Annotated in this window: 17 protein-coding genes; 5 read left to right on the top strand and 12 right to left on the bottom strand. The window is 70.6% G+C overall.

Annotation, left to right across the window (positions count from 1 at the left end; translation table 11 throughout):
• Positions 1-28: 28 nt before the first annotated feature.
• Complete coding sequence (locus ElP_RS08710) at positions 29-1,621, top strand: phytoene desaturase family protein (protein WP_145268405.1); 1,593 nt, start codon at positions 29-31, stop codon at positions 1,619-1,621.
• Here the strand turns inward: ElP_RS08710 and argJ are convergent.
• Complete coding sequence (gene argJ / locus ElP_RS08705) at positions 1,609-2,811, bottom strand: bifunctional glutamate N-acetyltransferase/amino-acid acetyltransferase ArgJ (RefSeq protein ID WP_145268403.1); 1,203 nt, start codon at positions 2,809-2,811, stop codon at positions 1,609-1,611. The genes ElP_RS08710 and argJ overlap by 13 nt on opposite strands.
• Positions 2,812-2,833: 22 nt before the next feature.
• On the bottom strand, positions 2,834-3,604 hold the full coding sequence (locus ElP_RS08700; protein WP_145278320.1) for an SDR family NAD(P)-dependent oxidoreductase: 771 nt from the start codon (positions 3,602-3,604) through the stop codon (positions 2,834-2,836).
• Positions 3,605-4,026: 422 nt separating this feature from the next.
• Between ElP_RS08700 and ElP_RS08695 the strand changes: the two genes are divergently transcribed.
• On the top strand, positions 4,027-6,321 hold the full coding sequence (locus ElP_RS08695; protein WP_145268401.1) for a hypothetical protein: 2,295 nt from the start codon (positions 4,027-4,029) through the stop codon (positions 6,319-6,321).
• Between the two features lie 220 nt (positions 6,322-6,541).
• Here ElP_RS08695 and rdgB read toward each other — a convergent pair whose 3' ends face one another.
• The 6 genes from rdgB to argB all read right to left on the bottom strand — a co-directional run bounded on the left by rdgB (position 6,542) and on the right by argB (position 12,963).
• Complete coding sequence (rdgB, locus tag ElP_RS08690; protein ID WP_145268399.1) at positions 6,542-7,192, bottom strand: RdgB/HAM1 family non-canonical purine NTP pyrophosphatase; 651 nt, start codon at positions 7,190-7,192, stop codon at positions 6,542-6,544.
• A 100-nt stretch (positions 7,193-7,292) separates the two neighbouring features.
• The gene (locus tag ElP_RS08685; RefSeq protein ID WP_145268397.1) at positions 7,293-8,552 is read right to left on the bottom strand and encodes a hypothetical protein; all 1,260 of its coding nucleotides are present in this window, start codon (positions 8,550-8,552) and stop codon (positions 7,293-7,295) included.
• A 295-nt stretch (positions 8,553-8,847) separates the two neighbouring features.
• The gene (gene rph / locus ElP_RS08680; RefSeq protein WP_145268395.1) at positions 8,848-9,567 is read right to left on the bottom strand and encodes a ribonuclease PH; all 720 of its coding nucleotides are present in this window, start codon (positions 9,565-9,567) and stop codon (positions 8,848-8,850) included.
• Positions 9,564-10,508, bottom strand: a complete 945-nt coding sequence (argF, locus tag ElP_RS08675; protein WP_145268393.1) for an ornithine carbamoyltransferase — start codon at positions 10,506-10,508, stop codon at positions 9,564-9,566. Before argF ends, rph begins: the two co-directional genes overlap by 4 nt.
• A 65-nt stretch (positions 10,509-10,573) precedes the next feature.
• Positions 10,574-11,782: an aspartate aminotransferase family protein gene (locus tag ElP_RS08670; protein ID WP_145268391.1), complete on the bottom strand. Its 1,209-nt coding sequence runs from the start codon at positions 11,780-11,782 to the stop codon at positions 10,574-10,576.
• Positions 11,783-11,991: 209 nt separating this feature from the next.
• Positions 11,992-12,963: an acetylglutamate kinase gene (gene argB / locus ElP_RS08665; protein WP_145268389.1), complete on the bottom strand. Its 972-nt coding sequence runs from the start codon at positions 12,961-12,963 to the stop codon at positions 11,992-11,994.
• 186 nt (positions 12,964-13,149) lie between these two features.
• Between argB and ElP_RS08660 the strand changes: the two genes are divergently transcribed.
• The 3 genes from ElP_RS08660 to ElP_RS08650 all read left to right on the top strand — a co-directional run bounded on the left by ElP_RS08660 (position 13,150) and on the right by ElP_RS08650 (position 18,133).
• Positions 13,150-13,605 carry a hypothetical protein gene (locus ElP_RS08660; RefSeq protein ID WP_145268387.1) on the top strand — a complete coding sequence of 152 codons (456 nt, stop codon included), beginning with the start codon at positions 13,150-13,152 and terminating at the stop codon, positions 13,603-13,605.
• Positions 13,606-13,811: 206 nt separating this feature from the next.
• A complete protein-coding gene (gene metH, locus ElP_RS08655) occupies positions 13,812-17,528 on the top strand; it encodes a methionine synthase (RefSeq protein WP_197446823.1) in 3,717 nt (1,238 codons plus the stop codon).
• A gap of 20 nt (positions 17,529-17,548) precedes the next feature.
• Entirely contained in the window at positions 17,549-18,133 is a 585-nt protein-coding gene (locus tag ElP_RS08650; RefSeq protein ID WP_145268385.1) for a nucleotidyltransferase family protein, read from the top strand.
• 289 nt (positions 18,134-18,422) lie between these two features.
• Here the strand turns inward: ElP_RS08650 and fusA are convergent, their stop codons facing one another.
• The 4 genes from fusA to hisH all read right to left on the bottom strand — a co-directional run bounded on the left by fusA (position 18,423) and on the right by hisH (position 22,707).
• Positions 18,423-20,561 (bottom strand): elongation factor G, encoded by a 2,139-nt coding sequence (gene fusA / locus ElP_RS08645; protein WP_145268383.1) that lies wholly within the window; start codon positions 20,559-20,561, stop codon positions 18,423-18,425.
• A 125-nt stretch (positions 20,562-20,686) separates the two neighbouring features.
• Positions 20,687-21,418 (bottom strand): 1-(5-phosphoribosyl)-5-[(5-phosphoribosylamino)methylideneamino]imidazole-4-carboxamide isomerase, encoded by a 732-nt coding sequence (hisA, locus tag ElP_RS08640; RefSeq protein WP_145268381.1) that lies wholly within the window; start codon positions 21,416-21,418, stop codon positions 20,687-20,689.
• Positions 21,419-21,520: 102 nt separating this feature from the next.
• Positions 21,521-22,060 (bottom strand): hypothetical protein, encoded by a 540-nt coding sequence (locus ElP_RS08635; protein ID WP_145268379.1) that lies wholly within the window; start codon positions 22,058-22,060, stop codon positions 21,521-21,523.
• 41 nt (positions 22,061-22,101) lie between these two features.
• Positions 22,102-22,707, bottom strand: coding sequence for an imidazole glycerol phosphate synthase subunit HisH (gene hisH / locus ElP_RS08630; RefSeq protein WP_145268377.1), 606 nt, complete (start codon positions 22,705-22,707; stop codon positions 22,102-22,104).
• Positions 22,708-22,903: the final 196 nt, after the last annotated feature.

Here is a 22,903-nt window from a genome sequence, read left to right as displayed (position 1 = left end):
CCCCGCCCTCCCCCAGCGATCATCCCCCATGCCCCTCACCGCAGTCTCCCTGGGCCGTCTCGGACTCCCGGCCCCGATCGCCGAACTGGCCGCGACCCGATGGGACGCCGTCGTCGTCGGCGCCGGCCACAACGGCCTGGCCTGCGCCGCCTACCTGGCGGGGGCGGGCCTGAAGGTGCTGGTGGCCGAGGCCCGGGACCGGGTCGGCGGCGCCTGCACGATCGACGAGCCCTGGCCCGGGTACCGGGTCTCTCCCTGCGCCTACCTGCTCGGCCTGCTGCACCCGAGGGTCATCGATGAGCTGGGGCTGATCGCCCGAGGCCTCCGGTGGACCCCCGCGACCGCCGGGCTGTTCGTCCCGTTCAAGGACGGCGCCAGCCTCCAGCTCTGGGACGACGACGAGCGTTGCCGGGCCGAGATCCGCCGCCTCGCCCCCGGGGACCTCGACGGCTTCCTCGCCTTCTCCGACGTGAAGCGGCGCCTCCGGGACGCCCTCCGGCCCGACGGCGACGACGACCTCTGGCTCGACCCGTCGCCTTCCCGGGATCGAATCGAGGACCGCCTGGGGGATGACGACGAGGCCCGGGCCTTGCTGTTCGACTGGTCGATGGTCGAGTACGTCGAGCGGTTCTTCCGTTCGGAATACCTCCAGATGGCCTACCTCGGCCAGGGAGTGATCGGCACGAACGCCAGCCCCCACGACCCGGGCACGGCGTCGATCCACTTCCACCACCAGTCCGGCCGTCTCGGCGGGCTGCCCGGCGCCTGGGGGTACGTCGAGGGGGGGATGGGCATGGTCTCGTTCCTACTCTGCGACGCCGCGAGGGAGGCGGGTGCCGTCGTCGCGAGCGGCCTCCCCGTGGCCCGGATCCTCCCGGGAGAGGGGGTGGAACTGGCGGGCGGGGATCGCATTCACGCGTCGGTGGTCGTCTCGAACGCTGATCCGAAGACCACCCTCCGATTGATCGGGAACGCCGCCGAGTCGTCCTGGCGCGACCGGGTCGGCTCGATCCCGATGACCGGCTGCACCGTGAAGGCGAACGTCGCCCTCCGGGAATTGCCCGACTTCCTGGCCAGGCCCGGCACCGACGGGCCCCAGCACCGGGGTCAGGTCAACCTGCCGCTGACCAAAGCGCAATGGGCCGGATCGTTCGCCTCGACGAGGGACGGCCTCTTACCCGATCGGCTCTGGGCCGAACTCTACTTCCAGACGACCGCCGACCCGAGCGTCGCCCCCACCGGGGTGCAGACGATGAGCGTCTTCGCCCAGTACGTGCCGCACGCCTTCGCCGAGGGCGACTGGGAGACTCGACGGGGCGAGGTCGCCGACCTGATCCTGGGCACCCTGGGCCGGTTCTGCTCGAACATCCCCGAGGCCGTGATCGCGATCGAGGTCCTCGGCCCGCCCGACATCGAGCGCCGGGTCGGGCTCTCGGGCGGCCACATCTTCCAGGGCGAATGCCTGCCGCCGTTCATGTGGGACCGGCGCCTGCCGAGCCGGACCCCCATGCCCGGAGTCTACCTCTGCGGCGCCGGCACGCATCCCGGCGGCAGCGTGATCGCCGTGAACGGCCGGAACGCGGCGACGTGCGTCCTGGCCGATCGCGGTCAGGTGGTGTAGTCGGCGTTCAGGCGGACGTACTCGGCCGTCAGGTCGCAGGTCCAGAAGCGGATCGAGGCGTCCCCCTGCTTCAGGGTCAGGGTGATCGTCACCTCCCGGTTGTTCTTGATGCGATCGGAGACGGCCGCCGCGTCGAAGGCGACCGGGGCGCCGTCCCGGTAGAGGGGGACGCCGTCGAGGTCGAGCGAAAGCTCCGACTCGTCGAACATGACGCCCGAGTAGCCGGCGGCGGAGACGATGCGGCCCCAGTTCGGGTCGGCGCCGTGGATGGCGGTCTTGACCAGCGGGCTGTCGGCCACGGCCCGGGCGACCTGCCGGGCCTGGTCGCGGTCTCGGCAGCCCCGGACCTCGACCGTGATCAGGTGGGTGGCCCCCTCGCCGTCGTCGGGGATCATCCGGGAGAGCGACTCGCAGGCCTCCCGGACCATCCCGGCGAACAGGGTCAGGTCCGCGCCCCTGAGGGGGAGCTCGCCCCGGGCGCCGGAAAGCATCAGGACCGAGTCATTCGTGCTCGTGTGCCCTTCGACGGAGATGCAGTTGAACGTCTCCTCGACGGCCTCGGAGAGGATGCCCTGGAGCGTCCCCATCTGCACCCGGGCGTCGGTGACGAGGAACCCGAGCATCGTCGCCATCCTCGGGCCGATCATCGCCGCCCCCTTGGCCAGGCCGAGCAGCCGGATCGTCTTGCCCGTCTCGGTCTTCCGCCGAAGGGAGACGACCTTCGGGCGGCTGTCCGTCGTCAGGATCGCGGCCGAGGCGGCGTGGAACCCCGACGGGTCATCCGTGGCGGCGTCGATCGCGGCGATCACGCCGGCCTCGACCCGGTCCATCGGCAGTTGGTGGCCGATCACGCCCGTCGATGCGACCAGGACGTGCTCGGCCTGGCAGCCAAGCCGCTCGGCCGCCACCTCGGCCGTCCTCCGGGCGTTCTCGAAGCCCTCTGCGCCGGTGGCCGCGTTGGCGTTGCCGGCGTTGATGACGATGGCCCGGATCGCCTCCGAGGGGACGATCGCCCGGTCCCACCGCACCGGGGCCGCGGCCACCCGGTTGGTGGTGAAAGCGCCGGCGGCCGAACACGTCGAGTCGGCCACGATCACCGCCAGATCCGGCGACCCGCTCGGCTTGATCCCCGCCTTCACCCCGCTCGCCCGGAAGCCGGAGGGAATCTCCAGCGGTGCTGCGTCGCTCACGAATCGGTCTCCGTCCTGGGGGTCACTGGGCCGTGAAGCCGCCGTCGATGAACAGCGTGGCCCCGGTCATGTAGCTCGACGCCTCGGAGCAGAGGAACAGGGCCGCCGGCCCCAGCTCCTCGGGGTCGCCCCAGCGGCCGATCGGGAGCCTGGACTCCATGGCCGCCTTCTTCTCGGGGTCGTTCAGGAGCGGCAGGTTGATCTCGGTGGCGAACGGGCCGGGGCAGAGGGCGTTGACGTTGATCTTGAAGGGGGCCAACTCCAGGGCGAGCGTCCGGGTGAGCAGCGTCATCCCCCCCTTGCTGGAACAGTACGGGGTCCGCTCGGCGAGGCCGACCTCGCCGAGCATGCTGGAGACGTTGAGGATCCGCCCCCAGCCGTTGCGCTTCATCGCCGGCACGGCGGCCCGGCAGAAGAGCCAGGAGCCCTTGAGGTTCGTGTCGAGCACGAGGTCCCACTCGGCCTCCTCGAGCTGCTCGATGGGGCGTCGGATGTTGATCCCGGCGTTGTTGATCAGGATGTCCAGCTTGCCCAGGGTCGAGATCGCCTCCCCCACGGCGGCCTCCACCTCGGCGGCCTTCGTCACGTCGACCCCCAGGCCGATGACCTCCGCCCCGGTGTCCCGGGCGACCTCGGCGGCGGCCTCCTCGGCCCGGTGCCGGTCCCGGGCCGTCAGGGCCACCAAGGCGCCGGCCGAGGCCAGTGCCCCGGCCATCACCCGGCCGAGCCCGCGCGATCCGCCGCTGACCAACGCCACGCGACCATCCAGCCGGAATCGATCGATCGCCGCCATCGCGCTCACCCCGTGGGACTCGCCGGGTCTCCGCGGCCGGGGCGTGCCGCGAGGCCCCGAGCCGCCGGGAGGGAAGGCCCCCAGCCTAATCCCGGGGCCCGACCCGGGCCATCCCCCGCCCCGCCCGGGGCTGACACGATTGCGGCCCGGGGGGATCGCGACGGGCGCGACGATCCCGACGATCCCCCCTGATCGATCGGCAATCCGGGGGGGCTGGGAGGAGGTTGTGGCGGCTGAGCAAGTTGTTCGGTTCGTTCGATTTAGGGGTTTGGCGAAAATGGGCCGTTCAGTTCAAGGGGGGGCCCTGGGCGCTCCGAAACATGGGGTGAGCCTTGAGATCGACCCCCTGGGCTCGCCCGAGCGGCGACACAGGGACGGGGTCCGAGACAACCTGTTGAGTCGGAGAGACTGACGGAGCGACCATGACGACGAAGCGATACCTCCTGCTGTTCCCGCTCATCGCGCTGCCGCTGGGCGCGTGGTTGGCGCCCGCGCCGGCCCGGGCGTTCGTCGGGCATGCCGGCAAGATGCTGCCGGCGGCGGGGCCGATGGGCGGCGAGATGCTGCCCGGCCCGGTGTCCTATCAACTCCAGCGCCGGACGGTCCTGCAACCGGTCACCGAGACGGTCGTCGAGCGCCGACAGGTGGCCACGACCCGGGACGTCTACGAGACGGTGATGCGGCCCCAGACGGTCACCACCGTCCGCAACGTCACCGAGACGCACCTCCGGGAGGTGCCCTACACCATCCAGAAGCCGATCCAGCGGACCGAGTTCCGCCAGGAGCACTACACGGTGCAGCGGCCGGTGACGCGGACGGTCATGACGACCGTGCCCTACACCGTGAGCCGGCCGGTCACCGAGACGCACCTGAAGACCGTGCCCTACACCGTGAAGCGGCCGGTCACCGAGACGCACTACAAGACGGTCCCCTACACCGTCTGCCGCCCGGTCCGGGAGACGAGCTACAAGTCGGTGCCGATCACCGTCTGCCGGCCCGTCTCCGAGACCCGGTACCGGACCGAGACCTACTGCGTGCAGCGCCCGGTCACGCAGGTGGTGCCGCGCACCGTCTGCTCGACCGTGATGAGGCCGGTCCCCCGGACGACCTACCAGACCGTCAACGAGACGATCTCGGTCCCCCAGACCCGGACCGTCCTGCAGCCCCGGACCTACACGGTGATGCAGACGGTCCGCCAGACCGCCTACAAGACGGTCCCCTATACCGTCACCCGGCCGGTCCGGGAGACGACCTACCGGACGGTCCGGGACGTGTACACCGTGCCGGTCAAGCGGACGGTGATGAAGGAAGTCCCCTACACGGTCTGCCGGCCGGTCACCGAGACGGTGCTGCAGGCCCGGCCCCGGACCGTCTGCCGGCCGGTGCAGGAGACGACATTCCGCACCGTCTCGGAGACGACCTACGAGACCGTCACCGAGACGGCCTTCCGTGAGGTCTGCGAGACGGTCTGCGTCCCCCGGACGATCACCGAGCAGGTCCCGGTCGAGTGCGGCGAGTGGGTCACCCGCACCCGATACGTGCCCGGCATCCCGGTGCCGACCAAGGGCGTCGGCGTGGTGACCGCCTCCCCGCAGTGCCCCGGCTCGGTGGTGACCGAGCGCGTCTTCTGCCCGAAGACGGTCATGCAGGCGGTCACCCGGACCGTCTTCGAGCCCCAGGTCGTCCGCAAGCAGGTGCCGTACACGGTCTGCCGCAAGGTGCCGGTGACGGTCTGCAAGCAGGTCCCCGTCACCCACTGCCGACTGGTGAAGGAGACGGTGATCGACCAGGTCCCCGTCACCCACTGCCGGATGGTCCGGGAGACGCACGTCAAGCAGATCCCGCAGACCTACTGCGAGATGATCCCCCAGGAACGCGTCCGGCAGGTGCCGGTGACGGTCTGCCGGATGGTCTCCGAGACGCGGACGAAGGCGGTCCCCTACACCGTCTGCCAGTCGGTCCCCCGGACCTGCGTCAAGCAGGTCCCGGTGCCGGTCACGACGATGGTGCCCCGGACCATCTGCAAGCAGGTGCCGGTGACCACCACCGTCATGGTCCCCCAGAAGGTCGTCCAGACGGTGCCGACGACCGTCACCAAGATGGTCAGCCAGACGGCCTGCCGCCAGGTCCCCTACACCGTCACCCGGACGGTCAAGGAGACCCGGTTCCGCACCGTCCCCGTCACCCACGTCCGGATGGTCCGGGAGACGCACACCAAGCAGGTCCCGTACACCGTCTGCCGGACGGTCTGCGAGACGGCCTACAAGCAGGTCCCGGTGACCACCTGCCGGCTGGTCCGCGAGACGGCCTACAAGCAGGTCCCCCGGACCATCTGCGAGACGGTCTCCGAGGTCCGGACGCGTTGCGTGCCGTACACCGTCTGCGACGTCCAGACGATCCCCTGCGTGAAGAAGGTGCCCGTCACCGTCTGCAAGCAGGTGCCCGTCTCCAGGACGATCTGCGTGCCCGAGACGGTCGTCCGGCAGGTGACCGACGTGCAGACGGTCTGCGTCCCCCGCACCGTCTGCAAGCAGGTCCCGGTCGAGGTCTGCGAGTACGTGCCCGTGCCCTGCGAGCCCGTGATGGCCAGCCCCCAGGTCCCGGCCGAGTGCGCCGTGGCCGTCCCCGCCTCGCCCTGTGAGCTGCTCCCGACGGCCGACGTCTGCCGGCCGAAGTGCGAGCTGCTCAGCAAGGTGTTCGGCTGCAAGCGGCTCTGATGAGCCGGGCCCGATGCCCCGGGGGAGCCTCCCCGGGGATGTCGGTGCCCTTCGGGAGGCAGGGGCCAGAACCACGGATGACGGATGGCCGACACCAGGCCGCCGCGACGGGGTCGATCTCAACACCCCCTGCCCCCGGCCATCGGGAGATCGCCTCCCGGCATCCGACGAACGACCGAGAGGCCGCCCCCCAATCTTCGGGGGGCGGCCTCTCGTCGTTTCATGCCCCGGCGATGAGCCGTTCCAGCCCCGGGCGGAGCCGCCCGAAGGCGCGGGCCCGGTGGCTGAGCTGGTGCTTGACCAGCGTGCTCAGCTCGCCGAAGGTGCGGTGATATTCCGGGATGAGGAACAGGGGGTCGTAGCCGAAACCCCCCGCGCCGCGGACCTCCCGGGCGATCCGGCCCCGGCAGGCCCCCTCGGCCTCCAGCCGGATGGCGCCGGAGGGGTCGGCCAGGGCGAGGTGGCAGACGAAGGCGGCGCCCCGGCGGTCGTCCGGGACCTCGTCCATCGCGTCGAGCAGTTTCCGGTTGTTGGCGTCGTCGTCCCCGTGCTCCCCGGCGTACCGGGCGGAATAGACGCCGGGGGCGCCGTCGAGGGCGTCGACGGCCAGGCCGGAATCGTCGGCCAATACCCAGAGGTTCAGCGCGACGGCCGTCTCCGACGCCTTCTTGCGGGCGTTGCCGCCGAAGGTGTCGGCGTCCTCGACCACCTCGGGGGCCTCGGGGAAGCCGTCGAGGGTGAGGACCTCCAGCCGGCCGAGCCTCGGGTTCGGCTCCCAGGGGGGGGCGATCAGGCCGAGCATCTCGCGGCCCTTCTTGGCGTTCCGGGTGGCGATCACGACGGTGAAGGCGGGGGCGGGGGCGTCGCTCATGTCGGGGGCTCGTCGCCGGTGCGGGGTCTCGGTGCGACCGGTCGGGGCCGGATCGGGGGATCCGGGCCCCGCCGTCGGGGGGAGTCGTCGGGCCACGGACTCACTCGGGCCGGGGGACCTCGAAGGCCACGCCGGACGGGGCGAGGTGCCGGCGGAAAATCTTGTTCCCCTCGCGCTTGGTCTCGACCTCGATCGTCATGGCCGCCTCGCGGACCCGGTCGATCCTCGGGTCGTCGGGCGACTGGAACGAGCCGAGCATGACCCGGCTCGACGTCCGGTCATGATACACGTACGGCTGCACGCCGAGCGACCGGATCACCTCGTGCTTGGAGAGCAGATCCGCGAGGTTCTCGGCGTCGTCGTGGGCCGTCTTCAGCGGACTGTCGTCGAGGAACTTGGAGAGGATGTTCTGCGGGGGGGCCTCGGCGGCGAGCTGGGACCGGCCGGAGAACTCCGCCACGACCAGCGAGTAGGGCGCCGGGTTCGAGTAGACGCTGTGCGGCGTCCCCTTGTTCCAGCGGGTCACCTCCGGGTCGGCCTTGGGGGTGAACGTCGACCGAAGGATTTCCGGGTCGACGACCGCCCCCGGGGGCAGCTTCGGGGCCATCCCGGTGTGGCCTCCCCGTCCGGGGTAGAGGTCCTGGGCGGGGAGCAGCGGGTTGGTGGTGATGAAGGCCCGCTCCAGGCCCTTGCCGTTGCGCCAGGGGAAGATCGAGTTGTGGTCGGCGATCGCCCGCGGCTTGAGCCGCTTGACCGTCTTCCTCAGGTCGTCGGCGTCGTCGATCGTGGGGCAGTTGCCCACCATCACCACCGCCTCGTCGGTGATCAGCTCCGACTCCGGCGGGCCGATGTACCCCTGGTCGACCCCGCGCTCGGCGGTCGGCGGGATGTCCCGGATGTTGCTGTTGCCGGGCTTGAGCTTGAGGAAATAGACGAAGGCCGGCAGGCGATGCTCGGCGCGCAGTTCCATCGCCAGCGCCTGGGCCTTCTTCACCGCGTAGTCGCCCCGGAAGATGTGCACGGCCACCATGAACGGGCCGGCGTCGGTGGTCAGCAGGTACGGCCCGACCGGTTCGCTCGGCAGGTGGGACGGCGCCGCCACCTGGCCCGGGTCGACCGGAGCCGGCAGGACCGCGCCGTTCTGGAAGACCTCGCCGTCCGCCGGGGAGGTCGGCGAGGCCGGGGCCGATGCCGGGGGCTGGGCCTGGGGCACCTGGAGGAACGGCCGGCCCAGCGGGTTGCTCACCGGCGTCGGGGCGGGACCGCGGGCCGTCCCCCCCGGCACCTGGGCCGGGGCCAGCCCCGGGGCCGTCGCGGCGAGGGCCAGGGCCATGCTGGTCGAGTACAGGACCGATTTCATCGGCGATCCCCCATCCTGACGGGTTCGCGTGGGTTCGGGCTCCGTTCGCCGCGCGACGGTCTCCTCGGCAACGGCGGGCATCCTCCCCGCCGGTCGGCTCGACCGACTGCTCGATGGTGTCGCTCGCGATCGAAGGAGGGCCGGTGCGCGGACGTGCGACCGGCCTTCTAGCAGATCCCCGGCGACCTGCCCATCCCAATCCGGGTCGGGAGGCCGGGGGGGGATCTCCGGCCCGTCGCGCGTTCCCGCCGCCGCCCCCGGGGCCGTCGCCCGCCCTTGGCCCGATGCCCGGCGGTCATCCGAAGGGCCAGTCCCCCCCGAGCGCTCGGCGCTGGGCCTCCCCTAGCAGGTCGAGCCCGCGCTCGGCCAGGTCCATCAGCGCGGTGAGCTGGGCCCGGCTGAAGGTGCCCCCCTCTCCGGTCCCCTGGACCTCGACGAGCCCGCCGGAGCCGAGCCGGACGACGTTGAGGTCGACCTCGGCGGCGGAGTCCTCGACGTAATCCAGGTCCAGCAGCTCCCGGCCCGCCACGACGCCGACGCTCACCGCCGCCACGCCGTCCCGCAGGACGGCCCGCGCGGCCTCGGGGCCGAGCCGGGCCCGGAGGGCGTCGGCGACGGCGACGAAGGCGCCGGTGATGGCGGCGGTCCGGGTGCCGCCGTCGGCGTCGACCACCTCGGCGTCGACGTGCAGGGTCCGGGCGCCGAGGGCCTTCGTGTCGACCGCCGCCCGGAGGCTCCGGCCGATGAGCCGCTGGATCTCGGTCGAGCGCGAGTCGGCCCGGCGTTCCTTTCGGGGCGAGGTGCTGCCGGGCATCATCATGTATTCGGCCGTCAGCCAGCCGACGCCCTTGCCCTCCAGCCAGGCGGGGACCCTGTCGACGACGTTGGCCGTCACCAGCACGGTCGTCCCGCCGCAGCGGTACAGGGCGCTGCCGTCGCTCTGCCGGGCGAAGCCCCGGTCGATGGTCACGGCCCTCGGCTCGTCGGGGGATCGGCCGTCGTGTCGGCTGCTCATTGGGTTGGTCGCTCCGCGGTCGGTTCGCCGTTGATCAGGTGCAGCAGCAGGGCCTTCTGGAAGTGCAGGCGGTTGGCCGCCTGGGGCACGATCAGGCTCCGGGGGCCGTCGATGACCTCGGCGGCGACCTCCTCGCCCCGGTGGGCCGGCAGGCAGTGGAGGAACAGGGCGTCGGCCTTCGCCCCCGCCATCAGGGCCCGGTCGACCCGGAAGGGCTCGAACTTCGACCGCCGATGGTCGGCCTCCTGCTCCTGCCCCATGCTGCACCAGACGTCGGTGTAGACGACCTCGGCCGACCGGACCGCCTCCCCGGGGTCGTGCGTCTCGACGAGCGGGACGCCGGGGAACTTCGCCTCGAACCGGCGCCGGAACTCGTCGGGGAAAACGTAGCCTTCCGGGCAGCCGAGGACGAAGCTCATCCCGGTCAGGGCCGCCGCCACCGCCAGGGACCGGGCCACGTTGTTGCCGTCGCCGATGAAGGCGATCGAGACCCCCTCCAGCCCCCCCAGGGCCTCGCGGATCGTCAGCAGGTCGCTCATCGCCTGGCACGGGTGGTCCGAGTCGGTCAGGGCGTTGATGACGGGGACCCCGGCGAGCCCGGCCAGGTCGGCGACCATCTGCTGGGAGAAGGTCCGGACGGCCAGGGCGTCGACGTATTCGCTGACCACCCGGGCGAAGTCGGGCAGCGGTTCCCGGACGCCGAGCCCGACTTCCTTGCCGGTCATGTAGACCGTCGAGCCGCCCAGGTGGGCCATCGCCGCCTCGAAGCTGATCCTGGTGCGCATCGAGGGCTTGTCGAAGACCATCCCGAGCAGCCGGCCCGCCAGCCTCGGCGCCCTCAGGCCGCCCCGGCCCCGACGCTTCAGGTCGAGGGCCAGGTCCAGCAGGGCACGGACCTCGGCCGCGTCCAGGTCGAACAGCTCGATGAAGTGGCGGGGCATGGTGAGGGCCTCCGGTCGGCCGCCCTCGGCGGGGGAGCCGGGCGGGTCGGGACGGGCTGGCTCGGTCAGGAGGGGAACGACCGGAGCACCTCCAGGAGGACCCCGCACCCCTCGTCGATCTGCTCATCGGTCAGCGTCAGGCTCGGCAGGAGCCGGACCACGGTCCCGTGCGTGGCGTTGACCAGCACGCGGCGCTCCAGGCAGCCGGAGACTACCGGGGAGGCGTCGACCGACAGCTCGAGGCCGATCATCACCCCCCTGGCCCGGATGTCCCGGATCAACTCCGGGCGGTCGCGTCGGAGGGCCTCGAAGTGCCCCCGGAACCGGTCGGCGATCCGGGGAGCCCGCCCCAGCAGGCCCTCCTCCTCGATCGTCTCGATCGTCGCCAGGCCCGCCCGGCAGGCGATGGGATTGCCGCCGAAGGTGCTGGCGTGCATCCCGGGCCGGAGCGACGGGGCGACCGCCTCGGAGGCGATCATCACCCCGCAGGCGACCCCGCCCGCCAGGGCCTTGGCGCAGGTGAGCACGTCGGGCGTCACCCCCGAGTGCTGGTAGGCGAACCAGGCCCCGGTCCGGCCGAGGCCCGTCTGGACCTCGTCGAGCATCAGCAGCGCCCCCCGGTCGTCGCAGAGGCTCCGCAGGCCGGGCAGGTAGTCGGGCGAGGGCACGTTGACGCCCCCCTCGCCCTGGATCGGCTCGACGAGCACGGCGGCCGTGGTCTCGTCGATCGCGTCGGCCGCCGCGGCGAGGTCGTCATACGGGATGTACTTGAAGCCGGGCACCATCGGGCCGCAGCCCTCGTGGTACTTCGGCTGCGCGGTGGCCGACAGCGCGGCGTAGGTCCGGCCGTGGAAGCCGTGCGCCATGGTCACGATCGTCGACCGCCCCGACTTCGCCCCGTGGAGCCGGGCGAGCTTGATGGCCGCCTCGTTGGCCTCCGCTCCGCTGTTGCAGAAGAAGCACTGGCCGCCGAAGGACCGCTCCGAGAGCGCCCGGGCGAAGGCCCCCTGGGCCTCCATGTACCAGGTGTTCGGCACGTGGATCAGCGTGGCCGCCTGGTCCCTCACCGCCTCCACCACCCGGGGAGGGCAGTGGCCCAGCAGGTTGCAGCCCCAGCCGGGGAACAGGTCGAGGTAGCGGTTCCCCTCGGCGTCCCAGATGAACGAGCCCTCGCCGCGCACCAGGCAGACGGGGAAGCGGCGATAGTTGCCGATCACGTACCGATCGAACTGCTCGATCGTCTCGGCCGAGCTGGGGTGGGAGACGTTGGCCACGGAACCGACTCCGGGGGGATGGATCGGACTCCCGGGGCGCCGGGCGGTCGGCCGGCGGGCCCTGGTCCGGGGACGGGGGCGGGGATTCGGGTCGTCCCGAACAATGCGGTGAGGACAGGGGGCCGGCGGCCGAAGTTCGCGGCCGTCGGCGGGGGCGGCGGTCGACCGCCCATCCTCGGCCCCCCGGGGAGGGCCGACCCGGGCCCGGCTCAGCGGGCCGAGGCCGTCGCGGTCACCGTGGCGGTCGCGGCCGGGAGGCGACCCTTGGCGATCGCCCCGGCCTTGGCGATCTCGGTGCCGATCCCCCGGTCGGTGAAGATCTCCAGCAACAACGCGTGGGGCAGCCGGCCGTCGATGATGTGCACCTTGCGGACGCCCGCCTCCAGGCTCTCCAGGCAGGCGTCGACCTTGGGGATCATCCCCTTGTCGATCACCCCCTGCCCGGCCAGCTCCCGGCAGCCCTCGGGCGTCAGGCCCTCGATCAGGCTCCTCGGGTCGTTCCGGTCCCGGAGGATGCCGGGCGTGTCGGTCAGGAAGACGAGCTTCTCGGCCCTCAGGTGCCGGGCGACGGCCGCCGCCGCGGTGTCGGCGTTCACGTTGAGCAGCCCCTCGTCCTCGCGGCAGACCGCCAGCGAGGGCAACACCGGCACGATCCCGGCCAGGCAGAGATTCTCGATCGTCATCGTGTCCACGTCCGCGACCTCGCCGACCCTCCCCAGGTCGATCGGCGTGCCGCCCTCCCCGGCCAGGGTCATCCGGGAGCCCGAGAGGCACGAGGTCGTCCTCGGGTGCAGGGCCGCGGCCCGGCCGCCGTACTTGTTGATGTGCCGGACGATGTCGGCGTTGACGCCCTCGATCAGCACCTCGGAGACGATCCCCAGCGTGGCCTCGTCGGTGTACCGACGCCCCTGGACGAAGGTCGGTTGCAACCCGGCCTTCTGCATCGCCGCCGAGATCGCCTTGCCGCCGCCGTGCACCACCACCGGCCTCAGGCCCACGGTCTGCATGAAGACCACGTCGACCAGCAGGGCCCGCAAGGTCTCGGGATCCTCCATCACCGACCCGCCGAGCTTGATCACGGTGAACCGGTTGTGGAACTTGCGGATGTAGCCGAGCGCCTCGATCAGCACGTCGGCCTTGCGGATCGCTTCCTCATGCACCTCGATCGTCCCTCGACGCATGGACAGGTCGGCCCGGCGAAATCGAAGTCCCGATTGTCGGTCAGGACGGCCGCCTTGTAAAGTGGGAGATCGGCGACCACCGCCCGGGGGCCCCGGGCCGCCCCCGCTCGACCTCCTTCCCGATCGGCGACGAGGGAGGACCTCGCCCATCCTCCCCCCGACACCCGAGGGGAGGCGGAGCCGACCGTGGAGCCCATCACCCCCGTCCGCCTCGACCCCGAGTTCCGGCCGGCCTCCTCCGAGCGGTCCCTCCCCCCGGTCATCGACCCGGCCGCCTACCGCCGGATGCTCTTCAACCCCTTCCTCGGCGTCCTCGGCGTCGCCGCCTGGGCCGCCGGGGTCCGGTGGCTCTGGATCGCCGCCATCGAGCGGCACGCCGTGTTCATCTACCTCATGGTCGCGTGGGTCGGGGCCGCATTCCTCCTGCCCCGACTCTGCCAGTTCCACTGCCTCGACTGCGGCGGGACCGGCCGCATCTCGCGATGGAGGCGGCACGTCTGCCCGGCGGTCGCCCGGCGGATCCTGGAGGGCCGCCCCCTCCGGTTCCGCCCCCCGGGGCCGCTCGCCCAGCTGCTGATGTGGGGTTATTTCCTGGCGATCGTCCTGGTGATCGCACGCACCTGGGATCTGACCTCGCGTTGACAGCGCCTCCGCCGACCCCGGATACTGGCCCAGTTGCGGGCGATACGCCGCGCCGTCCCCCGGGCAATCGAGGTGCCCTCCGCCGTCCGGCCCCCCCGGGCGTCCCTGGCGGATCCCCCCAGGCGACAGACATCCGATCAGTCGAGGGCCCTCCCGCTCCGCTTGCGGCGTCCTCGGGCCCGATCCCACGATCCCGAAAGCGAAGGATGGACCGCACGATGTCCCAGGCCGAGCGCGTCGACACCCGAGCCCTCCTCGAAGATCTGATGGCCCGCCGCGTCCTGGTGCTTGATGGCGCCATGGGCACGATGATCCAGGCCTACTCGCTGACCGAGGAGGACTTCCGGGGCGACCGCTTCCGCGACCACCCCAGGGACCTCAAGGGCTGCAACGACCTGCTCTCGATCACCCGCCCCGAGGTGATCGCGGCCATCCACCGGGAATACCTCGACGCCGGCGCCGACATCATCGAGACGAACACCTTCGTCGCCAACCGGCTGACGATGGAGAATTATGGTCTGCAGGACCACTGTGTCGAGATCAACCGGGCCGCCGCCGAGCTGGCCCGCCGGGTCGCCGACGAGGTGACCGCCCGGGACCCCGACAAGCCCCGGTTCGTCGCCGGGTCGATCGGCCCGACGGACAAGACCGCGTCGATCTCCCCCAAGGTCGAGGACCCCGGCTACCGGGGCGTCACCTTCGACGACCTCGTCGGCGCCTACACCGAGGCGATCGAGGGGCTCGTCGCCGGGGGCGTCGACATCCTCTTCCCGGAGACGAGCTTCGACACCCTGAACATGAAGGCGTGCCTCTTCGCCATCGACCAGTACTTCGAGCGCACCGGGATCCGCCTCCCCGTGATGGTCTCCGGCACCATCACCGACAAGAGCGGCCGGACCCTCTCGGGCCAGACGATCGAGGCCTTCTGGCACTCGGTCTCGCACATGGACCTGCTCTCGGTCGGCATCAATTGCGCCCTCGGTGCGAACGAGCTGAGGCCGCACCTCGAGGCCCTGGCGAACGTGGCGACCTGCCACATCAGCTCGCACCCCAACGCCGGCATGCCCGACGGCTTCGGCAACTTCGACGACCCTCCCGAGCACATGGCCCAGGTCATCGGCGAGTTCGCCCGCAACGGGTGGCTGAACATCATCGGCGGCTGCTGCGGCACCACCCCGGAGTACATCCGCCAGATCGCCCTGGCCGTCGAGGGGGCCACGCCCCGGACCCGGCCGGAGTCGAGGCACTGGACCAGCCTCTCGGGGCAGGAGCCGCTGACGATCCGCCCCGACAGCGGCTTCATCATGATCGGCGAGCGGACCAACATCACCGGCTCCAAGAAGTTCGCCCGCCTGATCCGGGAGGAGAACTACGAGGAGGCCCTGGCCGTCGCCCGGGAGCAGGTCGAGGGCGGCGCCAACGTCCTGGACGTGAACATGGACGAGGGCCTCATCGACGGCCCGAAGGCCATGACCCGGTTTCTCAACCTCCTCTCCGCCGAGCCCGACATCGCCCGGATCCCGGTGATGATCGACAGCTCCGACTTCCGCGTCATCGAGGCCGGGCTCCGGTGCGTCCAGGGCAAGGCGATCGTCAACTCGATCAGCATGAAGGAGGGGGAGGGGAAGTTCCTCGAGCAGGCCCGCACCTGCCGACGCTTCGGCGCCGCCGTCGTCGTCATGGCCTTCGACGAGCACGGCCAGGCCGTCGAGAAGGACCACAAGGTCGCCATCTGCGAGCGGGCGTATCGACTCCTCACCGAGCGGGTCGGCTTCCCGCCCGAAGACATCATCTTCGACGCGAACATCCTCACCGTCGGCACCGGCATCGAGGAGCACAACAACTATGCCGTCGAGTTCATCGAGGCCGTCCGGGAGCTGAAGCGGCGCCTCCCCCTGGCCAAGACCTCCGGCGGCGTCAGCAACGTCTCCTTCTCGTATCGCGGCAACAACACCGTCCGGGAGGCGATGAACGCCGCCTTCCTCTACCACGCCATCGCCGCCGGGCTGGACATGGGGATCGTCAACCCCGGCCAGCTTGAAGTCTATGAGGAGATCGCCCCCGACCTGCGCGAGAAGGTCGAGGACGTGCTCCTCAACCGCCGCCCCGACGCCGCCGACCGCCTCACCGAGTTCGCCGAGACGGTCAAGGACGCCGGCAAGAAGGCCGCCGTCCAGGACCTCTCCTGGCGAGAGGCCCCCGTCTCCAAGCGGATCGAGCACGCGCTCATCAAGGGGATCGTCGACTTCGTCGAGGAGGACGCCGAGCAGGCCCGGCAGGAACTCGGCTCGCCCCTGAAGGTGATCGAAGGCCCCCTGATGGACGGCATGAACGTCGTCGGCGACCTCTTCGGCGCCGGCAAGATGTTCCTGCCCCAGGTGGTCAAGTCGGCCCGGGTGATGAAGAAGGCCGTCGCCTACCTCACCCCCTTCATGGAGGAGGAGAAGGCCGCCGCCGGCGGCGTGCAGGTCCGCGGCAAGATCCTCATGGCCACGGTGAAGGGGGACGTCCACGACATCGGCAAGAACATCGTCGGCGTCGTCCTCGGCTGCAACGACTACGAGGTGATCGACCTCGGCGTCATGTGCCCGAGCGAGAAGATCCTGGCCGAGGCCAGGAAGCACGGCGTCGACGTGATCGGCCTCTCGGGGCTCATCACCCCGAGCCTCGACGAGATGGTCCACGTCGCCAAGGAGATGAAGCGGGAGGGGTTCACCCTCCCCCTGCTCATCGGCGGCGCCACCACCAGCCCCAAGCACACCGCCGTCAAGATCGCCCCCGCCTATGACTGCCCGGTCGTCCACGTCAAGGACGCCTCGCGGTCCGTGGGCGTCGTCGAGCGCCTCAGCCGCAAGGACGACACCCGCAAGGAATACGTCGACCAGATCCGGGCCGCCCAGGAGCAGGAGCGCCAGTCCTTCTCGAAGCGACGGGAACGCAACCTCGTCCCCTACGCCGAGGCCCTCCGCAAGCGATTCCCGACCGACTGGGCCGCCGTCGACCTCCCCCGGCCCGAATTCTTCGGCCCCCGGACGATCGAGGACCAGCCGCTCTCCGAACTCGTCCCGTATGTCGACTGGTCCCCCTTCTTCTCCACCTGGGAATTGAAGGGCAAGTACCCCAAGATTTTCGACGACCCCACCGTCGGAGCCGAGGCCCGGGACCTGTTCGAGAAGGCCCAGGCGATGATGGCCGACATCCTCGCCAGGAAGGAGCTGAAGGCCCGGGGCGTCTACGGCTTCTTCCCGGCGAATTCGGAAGGCGATGACATCATCGTCTATTCGGATGAGAACCGATCGTCGGAGGTCTGCCGCTTCCACTGCCTCCGCCAGCAGTGGCAGCGCCAGGGGCAGGAGCACTTCCGCTCCCTGGCCGACTACGTCGCCCCAATCGACTCCGGCCGGCTCGACGTCATCGGCGCCTTCGCCGTCACCTCCGGCCTGGGGATCGACCCGATCGTGTCCCGGTTCGAGGCCGACCACGACGACTACAACGCGATCATGGTCAAGGCCCTCGCCGACCGCTGCGCGGAGGCCTTCGCCGAGTCGCTCCACGCCCGGGCCCGCCGCGACTGGGGCTTCGGCCGATCGGAGGGCCTCGACAACGACGACCTCATCGCCGAGAAGTACCGGGGCATCCGCCCCGCCCCCGGCTACCCCGCCTGCCCGGATCACACCGAGAAGCGGACCCTCTGGGACCTCCTGGATGTGGAGAAGGCCACGGGGATCACGCTCACCGAGAGCTTCGCCATGTGGCCCGCCGCCTCCGTCTCCGGCCTCTACTTCGCCCATCCCGAGGCCCGGTACTTCGCCGTCGACATGATCACCCGCGACCAGGTCGAGGACTACGCCCGGCGCAAGGGCATGACCCTCGCCGTAGCCGAGCGCTGGCTCTCCCCGAACCTGTCCTACGACCCGGATTGACCCCGGAGGACGGCGACCTCATGTCCCTCCCCCCAGTCTCCTGGGACCGGATGATCCGAGCCGTGGAAAAAGTCCGAGAACGCCTCCAACGTGCCGCCACAGCCCTGGAGCGGGCCGAAGTCCCCTACGCCGTCGTCGGCGGCAGCGCCGTGGCAGCGTGGGTCTCTCGGGTCGACGAGGCGGCCGTCCGCAACACCCAGGACGTCGACATCGTGATCCGGAGGGACGACCTCGACGCCGCCAAGGAAGCGATGGCCGGTGCCGGCTTCGTCTACCGCCGCCATAGCTCCGGGATCGACATGTTCCTCGACGGGCCCGGCGCCAAGGCCCGGGACGCCGTCCACGTCGTCTTCGCCGGGGAGAAGGTCCGACAGGAATACGCCCTGCCCGTCCCCGACGTCGACGAGTCGGAGCCCGCACCCGGATTCCGGGTCCTGACCCTTGAGGCCCTGGTCCGGATGAAGTTGACCTCGTTCCGCCGCAAGGACCAGGTCCACGTCCAGGACCTGATCGGCGTCGGGCTCGTCGATGAGTCCTGGCTCGAACGGCTCCCGTCACCCCTGGACGATCGGCTCCGGGAGTTGCTGGAGGATCCGGACGGCTGATTTCGGGTGATCGGATCAGCTCGGCAGTTCCCCGGTGACCGTGTTCCGAAGCGGGGCGGGGCAGGCAAACCAGGTCTGGTGGAAATGGCGGAACAAGCCCGCCGTGACTCGCTCGCGTCCGGTCGGGAATCGGCGTCGTCGCTCGCTCCCCGGCGGTCGGTCTCCCGCCGAGCGATTCTGGCCCCGCCACGCCCAACCGGGCATTCGCGCGTCGTGTCGGCGGTCGACCGGGAGGCCGGGCGGGCTGCGATCGCCCGGCCTCCGGAGTCGCTCGATCGAGGGGGGCGGTTCATTCTTCCTCGATCCCCGCCCGGCTCTTCTGGTACCGGTCGACGATCTGCTGCTGCACGTGAGCCGGCACGGGTTGATAGGAGTGGAACTCCAGGGCGTAGGAGCCCTGGCCGGAGGTCATGCTCTTGAGCGTCGAGGAATAGGAGAGCACCTCGGCCAGCGGGACCGTGGCCTTGACGACCTGGAGGCCGCCGGGCATGGCGTCCATGCCGACGATGTGCCCCCTTCGGGTGGAAAGGTCGGCGGTCACGTCGCCGAACTTCTCGCCGGGGACGGTGATCTCCATCGCCACCACCGGCTCCAGCAGCGCCGGGTAGGCCTTCTCGAACGCCTTCCGCAGGGCGGCGGCGGAGGCCATCTTGAAGGCGGCCTCGGAGCTGTCCACGTCGTGGTATTTGCCGAAGTGGACCTCGACCTCCACGTCGACCACCCGGTTGCCGGAGATGATGCCCCGCTCCATCTGCTCCCGGCAGCCCTTCTCCACCGCCGGGATGAAATTATTGGGGATGGTGCCGCCCTTCACGGCGTCGACGAAGTTGAATCCCTGCCCCCGCTCGAGGGGACGGATCCGCAGGTGGACCTCGGCGAACTGGCCGCGGCCGCCGGTCTGCTTCTTGTGCCGGTAGTCGGCCTCGGACGGCCCCTGGATCGTCTCCAGGTAGGGGACGTGCGGGATGTGCGTGTCGACGTCGAGCTTGTAGCGGTTCTTCAGGCGGTGCAGGATCACGTCGAGGTGCAGGTCGCTCATGCCGTTGATGACGAGCTCATGCGTCTGCTCGTCCCGGCGGTAGGTGAAGGTCGGATCCTCCTCGGCGATCTTGGCGAGGCTGAGGGCGATCTTCGCCTCGTCCTCCCGGGCCTTGGGCTCGACGGCCCGGGGGACCATCGGCGTCGGGAAGTTGATCGGCTTGAGCACGACGTGCGGCGCGCTGTGGGTCCCCCCGTTGGTGACCGTGTCGGAGATGTGCAGATCTTCGAACTTGGCCACGGCAACGATGTCGCCGGCGATCGCCTCGGTCACCTCCTCGTTCTGCTTGCCCTGCACCACGTACAGGTGGCCCGGCTTGTTGGCCTTGCCGGTCCGGAGGTTCACCAGGGGCGTGTCGGGCGTCAGCTTGCCGGAGATGATCCTCATGAAGCTGAGCTTGCCCATGAAGGGGTCCATCGAGGTCTTGAAGACCTGGGCGACGAGGTCGCCGTCCTCCTTCGGGTCGATCTCGATCTCCTCGGCCGGCTCCTCCTCGGCCTCGGATTCGCCCCCCGGGGCGGCGGGCTTGCCGTTGGACTCGACAGCCCCGGGCACGGCGGGCAGGCCGAATCGGTGGATGTCGGCCGGGCTCAGGCCGCAGCAGGAGAGCAGGTCGAGCAATTCCTTGACGCCGATATCGTTGCGGGAGCAGAGGCAGACCACCGGCACGATGTGGCCCCGGAGGATGCCGTCGTGGGCGGCCTTGCGCAGCTCGTCGAGGGCGATCGACTCCCCCTCGAGGTAGCGGTTGGTCAGCTCCTCGTCCTCCTCGACGATCTGCTCGATGACCATCCGGGCCGCGTCATTCGGCGAGAGCGGGCAGCCCTCGGGCACCTCGTCGGGCGGGTTGAGCACGTCGACGACGCCCTTGAAGTCGGCGCCGACGCCGATCGGCACGTTGAAGGGCACGCATTCGGGGCCGAAGGTCTCCCGGATCGACTCCAGGTCGGTCAGGTAGTCGACGTTGTCGGCGTCCATCTTCGTCAGGGCGACGAACCGGCCCAGGCCGAGCCGGCCGGCCTCCAGGAAGACCCGACGGGTGTTGACCTCGATCCCCACCGGGGCCGACACCGTGATCAGCACGTTCTCCACGGCCGAGAGGGCGCCCAGCGCGCTGCCGATGAAGTCGGGATATCCGGGGGAGTCGATCAGGTGGATCTGCTTGCCGTCCCACTCCAGGTGCATCAGGTGGGAGTCGATCGAGAAGTGGCGCTTCTTCTCCTCGTCGTCGACGTCGAGCAGGCTGGTGCCCTCGTCGACCGACCCGCGCCTCGGCGCCAGTCCAGCCGCGAAGAGCAGGGCGTCGGCGAGGCTGGTCTTGGCCGACGCCCCGTGTCCCGCCAGGGCAATGTTGCGGATGTCGCTGATGTGATAGTTGACCGTCGCCATGGCTGTCCCCCCCGATTCGGGTGGGTCGGGTCGCGCTCGACCCGGCCGGATTGGGAAATGAGGAATCCGGCGGACAGGAGGCCTTCGGCCCGATCGCGGGAGATCGAGACGCGCTTGAGGTCCCGCTAGGGGGTCTCCGGCTCCTCGCCGGCGCGCTCCCGGGCCTCGCACAGCCGGAAGCGCCCATCGTACAGGGCCCGCCCGACGATCGCCCCCGAGACGGGGAGGGTCGCCAGGCGTCCGATGTCCTCCAGGGAGCCGACCCCCCCGGAGGCGATCACCGGCGTCCGCAGGCGATCGGCCAGGGCCCGGGTGGACTCCAGGTTGGGGCCCTCGAGCATGCCGTCGCGGGCGATGTCGGTGTAGATGACGGCCGCCAGCGGCAGCGCGTCGAACTGCTCGGCCAGCTCCGTCGCCTCGACCGTCGAGACGTCCAGCCAGCCCGAGGTCGCGACCCTCCCGTCCCTGGCGTCGAGCCCCAGGGCGAGCCGGCCGGGGTGGCGATGGGCCATCCGGGAGAACCACGCCGGGTCCTTCAGGGCCTGCGTGCCCACGATCACCCGGTCGAGCCCGGCGCCGAGCCAGGCCTCCAGCGTCTCCTCGTCCCGGATCCCGCCCCCCAACTGACAGGGGACGTCGACCCGGGCCAGGATCGCCTTGACGCTCTCCACGTTGGCCGGCTTGCCGAGCTTGGCGCCGTCGAGGTCGACCAGGTGGATCCGGGTCGCCCCCTCGTCCTGCCAGTGCCGGGCCATCTCGGCCGGGTCCTCGCCGAAGACCGTCTCCCGGCCGTAGTCCCCCTGGACCAGGCGGACGCAACGGCCTCCCCTCAAATCGATCGCCGGGATCACCTGCATCGGCTTCTTCAACCCCCCGAGCCGCCTTCATCCACCTTGAATCTATAGCCCCGCCCGACCCCCGCCGCAAGGACCCAGGGGTCGAGGACGAGATGTCTCGTCTCACTCGGCCCTGTCATGATCGTGTATGGCGATCCGGTCGGTTGCATCCGCCCGTACTCCATGCGCGCGGAAGTACCGGGACGACATCGCCCAACCCAGGAAACCGCCGATCGATGCGCTGAGCAGTTGAGGGAGCGCAAGCACGCCGAGCATGATCGGGAGATGGGCCAGGCTCCCGACGACCTGCAGGGAGTCGCCGCCTTCCCGGAAGGCTCGCAGGAGCCCTGGAGGGACCGCATTGTCTCTGAGGGAAAACACAGCCGGAAGGTGGATCTCGATGAATGCGTCGGACATCCGATATCCGAAGGCCCGGACGCAGGTGAGGAAGGAGACGACCGAGACGACTCCCGCGACCGTGAAGCCGGTCGAGAACGGGTGACGACGCACTCCTCCTCCAATGACCCGTCGCAGGCCGATCGCGAGGGCGTTGGCCATCACCACGACTCCTGCCGCTTCGAGTATCTCCTCGTTGTCCGGCCCGGTGACGACCTGTCGAATGAGGGCGACGTTGATTGCGGCGACCACCACCAGGATCAGCAAGTCGGCGATCGAGCAGCGGGGAATCCCCCTGAGTGCGCCCGTCAGATTTCCGCGAAGTTCCGGTACATCGCCAGGCCGACCTTCTGGCTCTTCTCGGGGTGGAACTGGCAGGCCATCAGGTTGTCCCGCCATACCATCGCCGCGAAGGGCCCCGGGTAGTCGGCCTCGGCGGCGACCACGCCCGGGTCCTCCGGCTGGACGAAATAGGAGTGCACGAAATACACCGAGGGGGACGCGCCCAGGCCCGCCAGCAGCGGGGCCGGCCGGAGCACCCGGAGTTCGTTCCAGCCCATGTGCGGGACCTTCCTCCCCGGCCCCGGCTCGAACCGGACGACCCGGCCGGGGATCAGCCCGAGGCCCCGGTGCCTGCCGCCTTCCAGGCTCTCGTCGAAGAGCAACTGCAAGCCCAGGCAGACCCCCAGCGCGGGCTTCCCCGCCGAGACGGCCTCGGCGAAGGCCTCGCCCAGGCCCGTCCGACGCAACTCGGCCATCGCGTCCTCGAAGGCGCCGACGCCCGGCAGGATCACCTTGTCCGCCCCCCGGACCCCCTCCGGGTCCCCGGTGACGACGGCCCGCTCGCCGACCGCCTCCAGGGCCTTCTGCACGCTCCTGAGGTTCCCCATCCCGTAGTCGATGATCGCGATCATCCGCGACGGCCCTTCCCCGAAAGTGGCGACCCGTGATCGAAGCGGCCCACTCTACCACGACCCTCCCCCCCCTGTCTCGGTTCGGCGTCCGGGCCCGTCCCGAAGTCCGGGGCGGCGGCCGACTCGGGCGAGTTCCGCGGCGTCCGGCTTTTTCGGTTGTCCTCGGCCGACCGCGGCGGTATCAATTGAGTCGCCA

It is taken from the genome of Tautonia plasticadhaerens (assembly GCF_007752535.1).
In the GTDB taxonomy this organism is placed as follows: domain Bacteria; phylum Planctomycetota; class Planctomycetia; order Isosphaerales; family Isosphaeraceae; genus Tautonia; species Tautonia plasticadhaerens.
Note: the sequence above shows the minus strand (reverse complement) of the source record. Positions and strands in the feature narration are given on the sequence as shown.

What these genes read in the sequence shown, in the direction of transcription:
- ElP_RS08710 (WP_145268405.1), top strand. Translation starts at nt 29, where the DNA reads ATGCCCCTCACCGCAGTCTCCCTGGGCCGTCTCGGACTCCCGGCCCCG.
- ElP_RS08700 (WP_145278320.1), bottom strand. Translation starts at nt 3,604, where the DNA reads ATGGCGGCGATCGATCGATTCCGGCTGGATGGTCGCGTGGCGTTGGTC.
- ElP_RS08695 (WP_145268401.1), top strand. Translation starts at nt 4,027, where the DNA reads ATGACGACGAAGCGATACCTCCTGCTGTTCCCGCTCATCGCGCTGCCG.
- rdgB (WP_145268399.1), bottom strand. Translation starts at nt 7,192, where the DNA reads ATGAGCGACGCCCCCGCCCCCGCCTTCACCGTCGTGATCGCCACCCGG.
- ElP_RS08685 (WP_145268397.1), bottom strand. Translation starts at nt 8,552, where the DNA reads ATGAAATCGGTCCTGTACTCGACCAGCATGGCCCTGGCCCTCGCCGCG.
- rph (WP_145268395.1), bottom strand. Translation starts at nt 9,567, where the DNA reads ATGAGCAGCCGACACGACGGCCGATCCCCCGACGAGCCGAGGGCCGTG.
- argF (WP_145268393.1), bottom strand. Translation starts at nt 10,508, where the DNA reads ATGCCCCGCCACTTCATCGAGCTGTTCGACCTGGACGCGGCCGAGGTC.
- argB (WP_145268389.1), bottom strand. Translation starts at nt 12,963, where the DNA reads ATGCGTCGAGGGACGATCGAGGTGCATGAGGAAGCGATCCGCAAGGCC.
- metH (WP_197446823.1), top strand. Translation starts at nt 13,812, where the DNA reads ATGGACCGCACGATGTCCCAGGCCGAGCGCGTCGACACCCGAGCCCTC.
- ElP_RS08650 (WP_145268385.1), top strand. Translation starts at nt 17,549, where the DNA reads ATGTCCCTCCCCCCAGTCTCCTGGGACCGGATGATCCGAGCCGTGGAA.
- fusA (WP_145268383.1), bottom strand. Translation starts at nt 20,561, where the DNA reads ATGGCGACGGTCAACTATCACATCAGCGACATCCGCAACATTGCCCTG.
- hisA (WP_145268381.1), bottom strand. Translation starts at nt 21,418, where the DNA reads ATGCAGGTGATCCCGGCGATCGATTTGAGGGGAGGCCGTTGCGTCCGC.
- hisH (WP_145268377.1), bottom strand. Translation starts at nt 22,707, where the DNA reads ATGATCGCGATCATCGACTACGGGATGGGGAACCTCAGGAGCGTGCAG.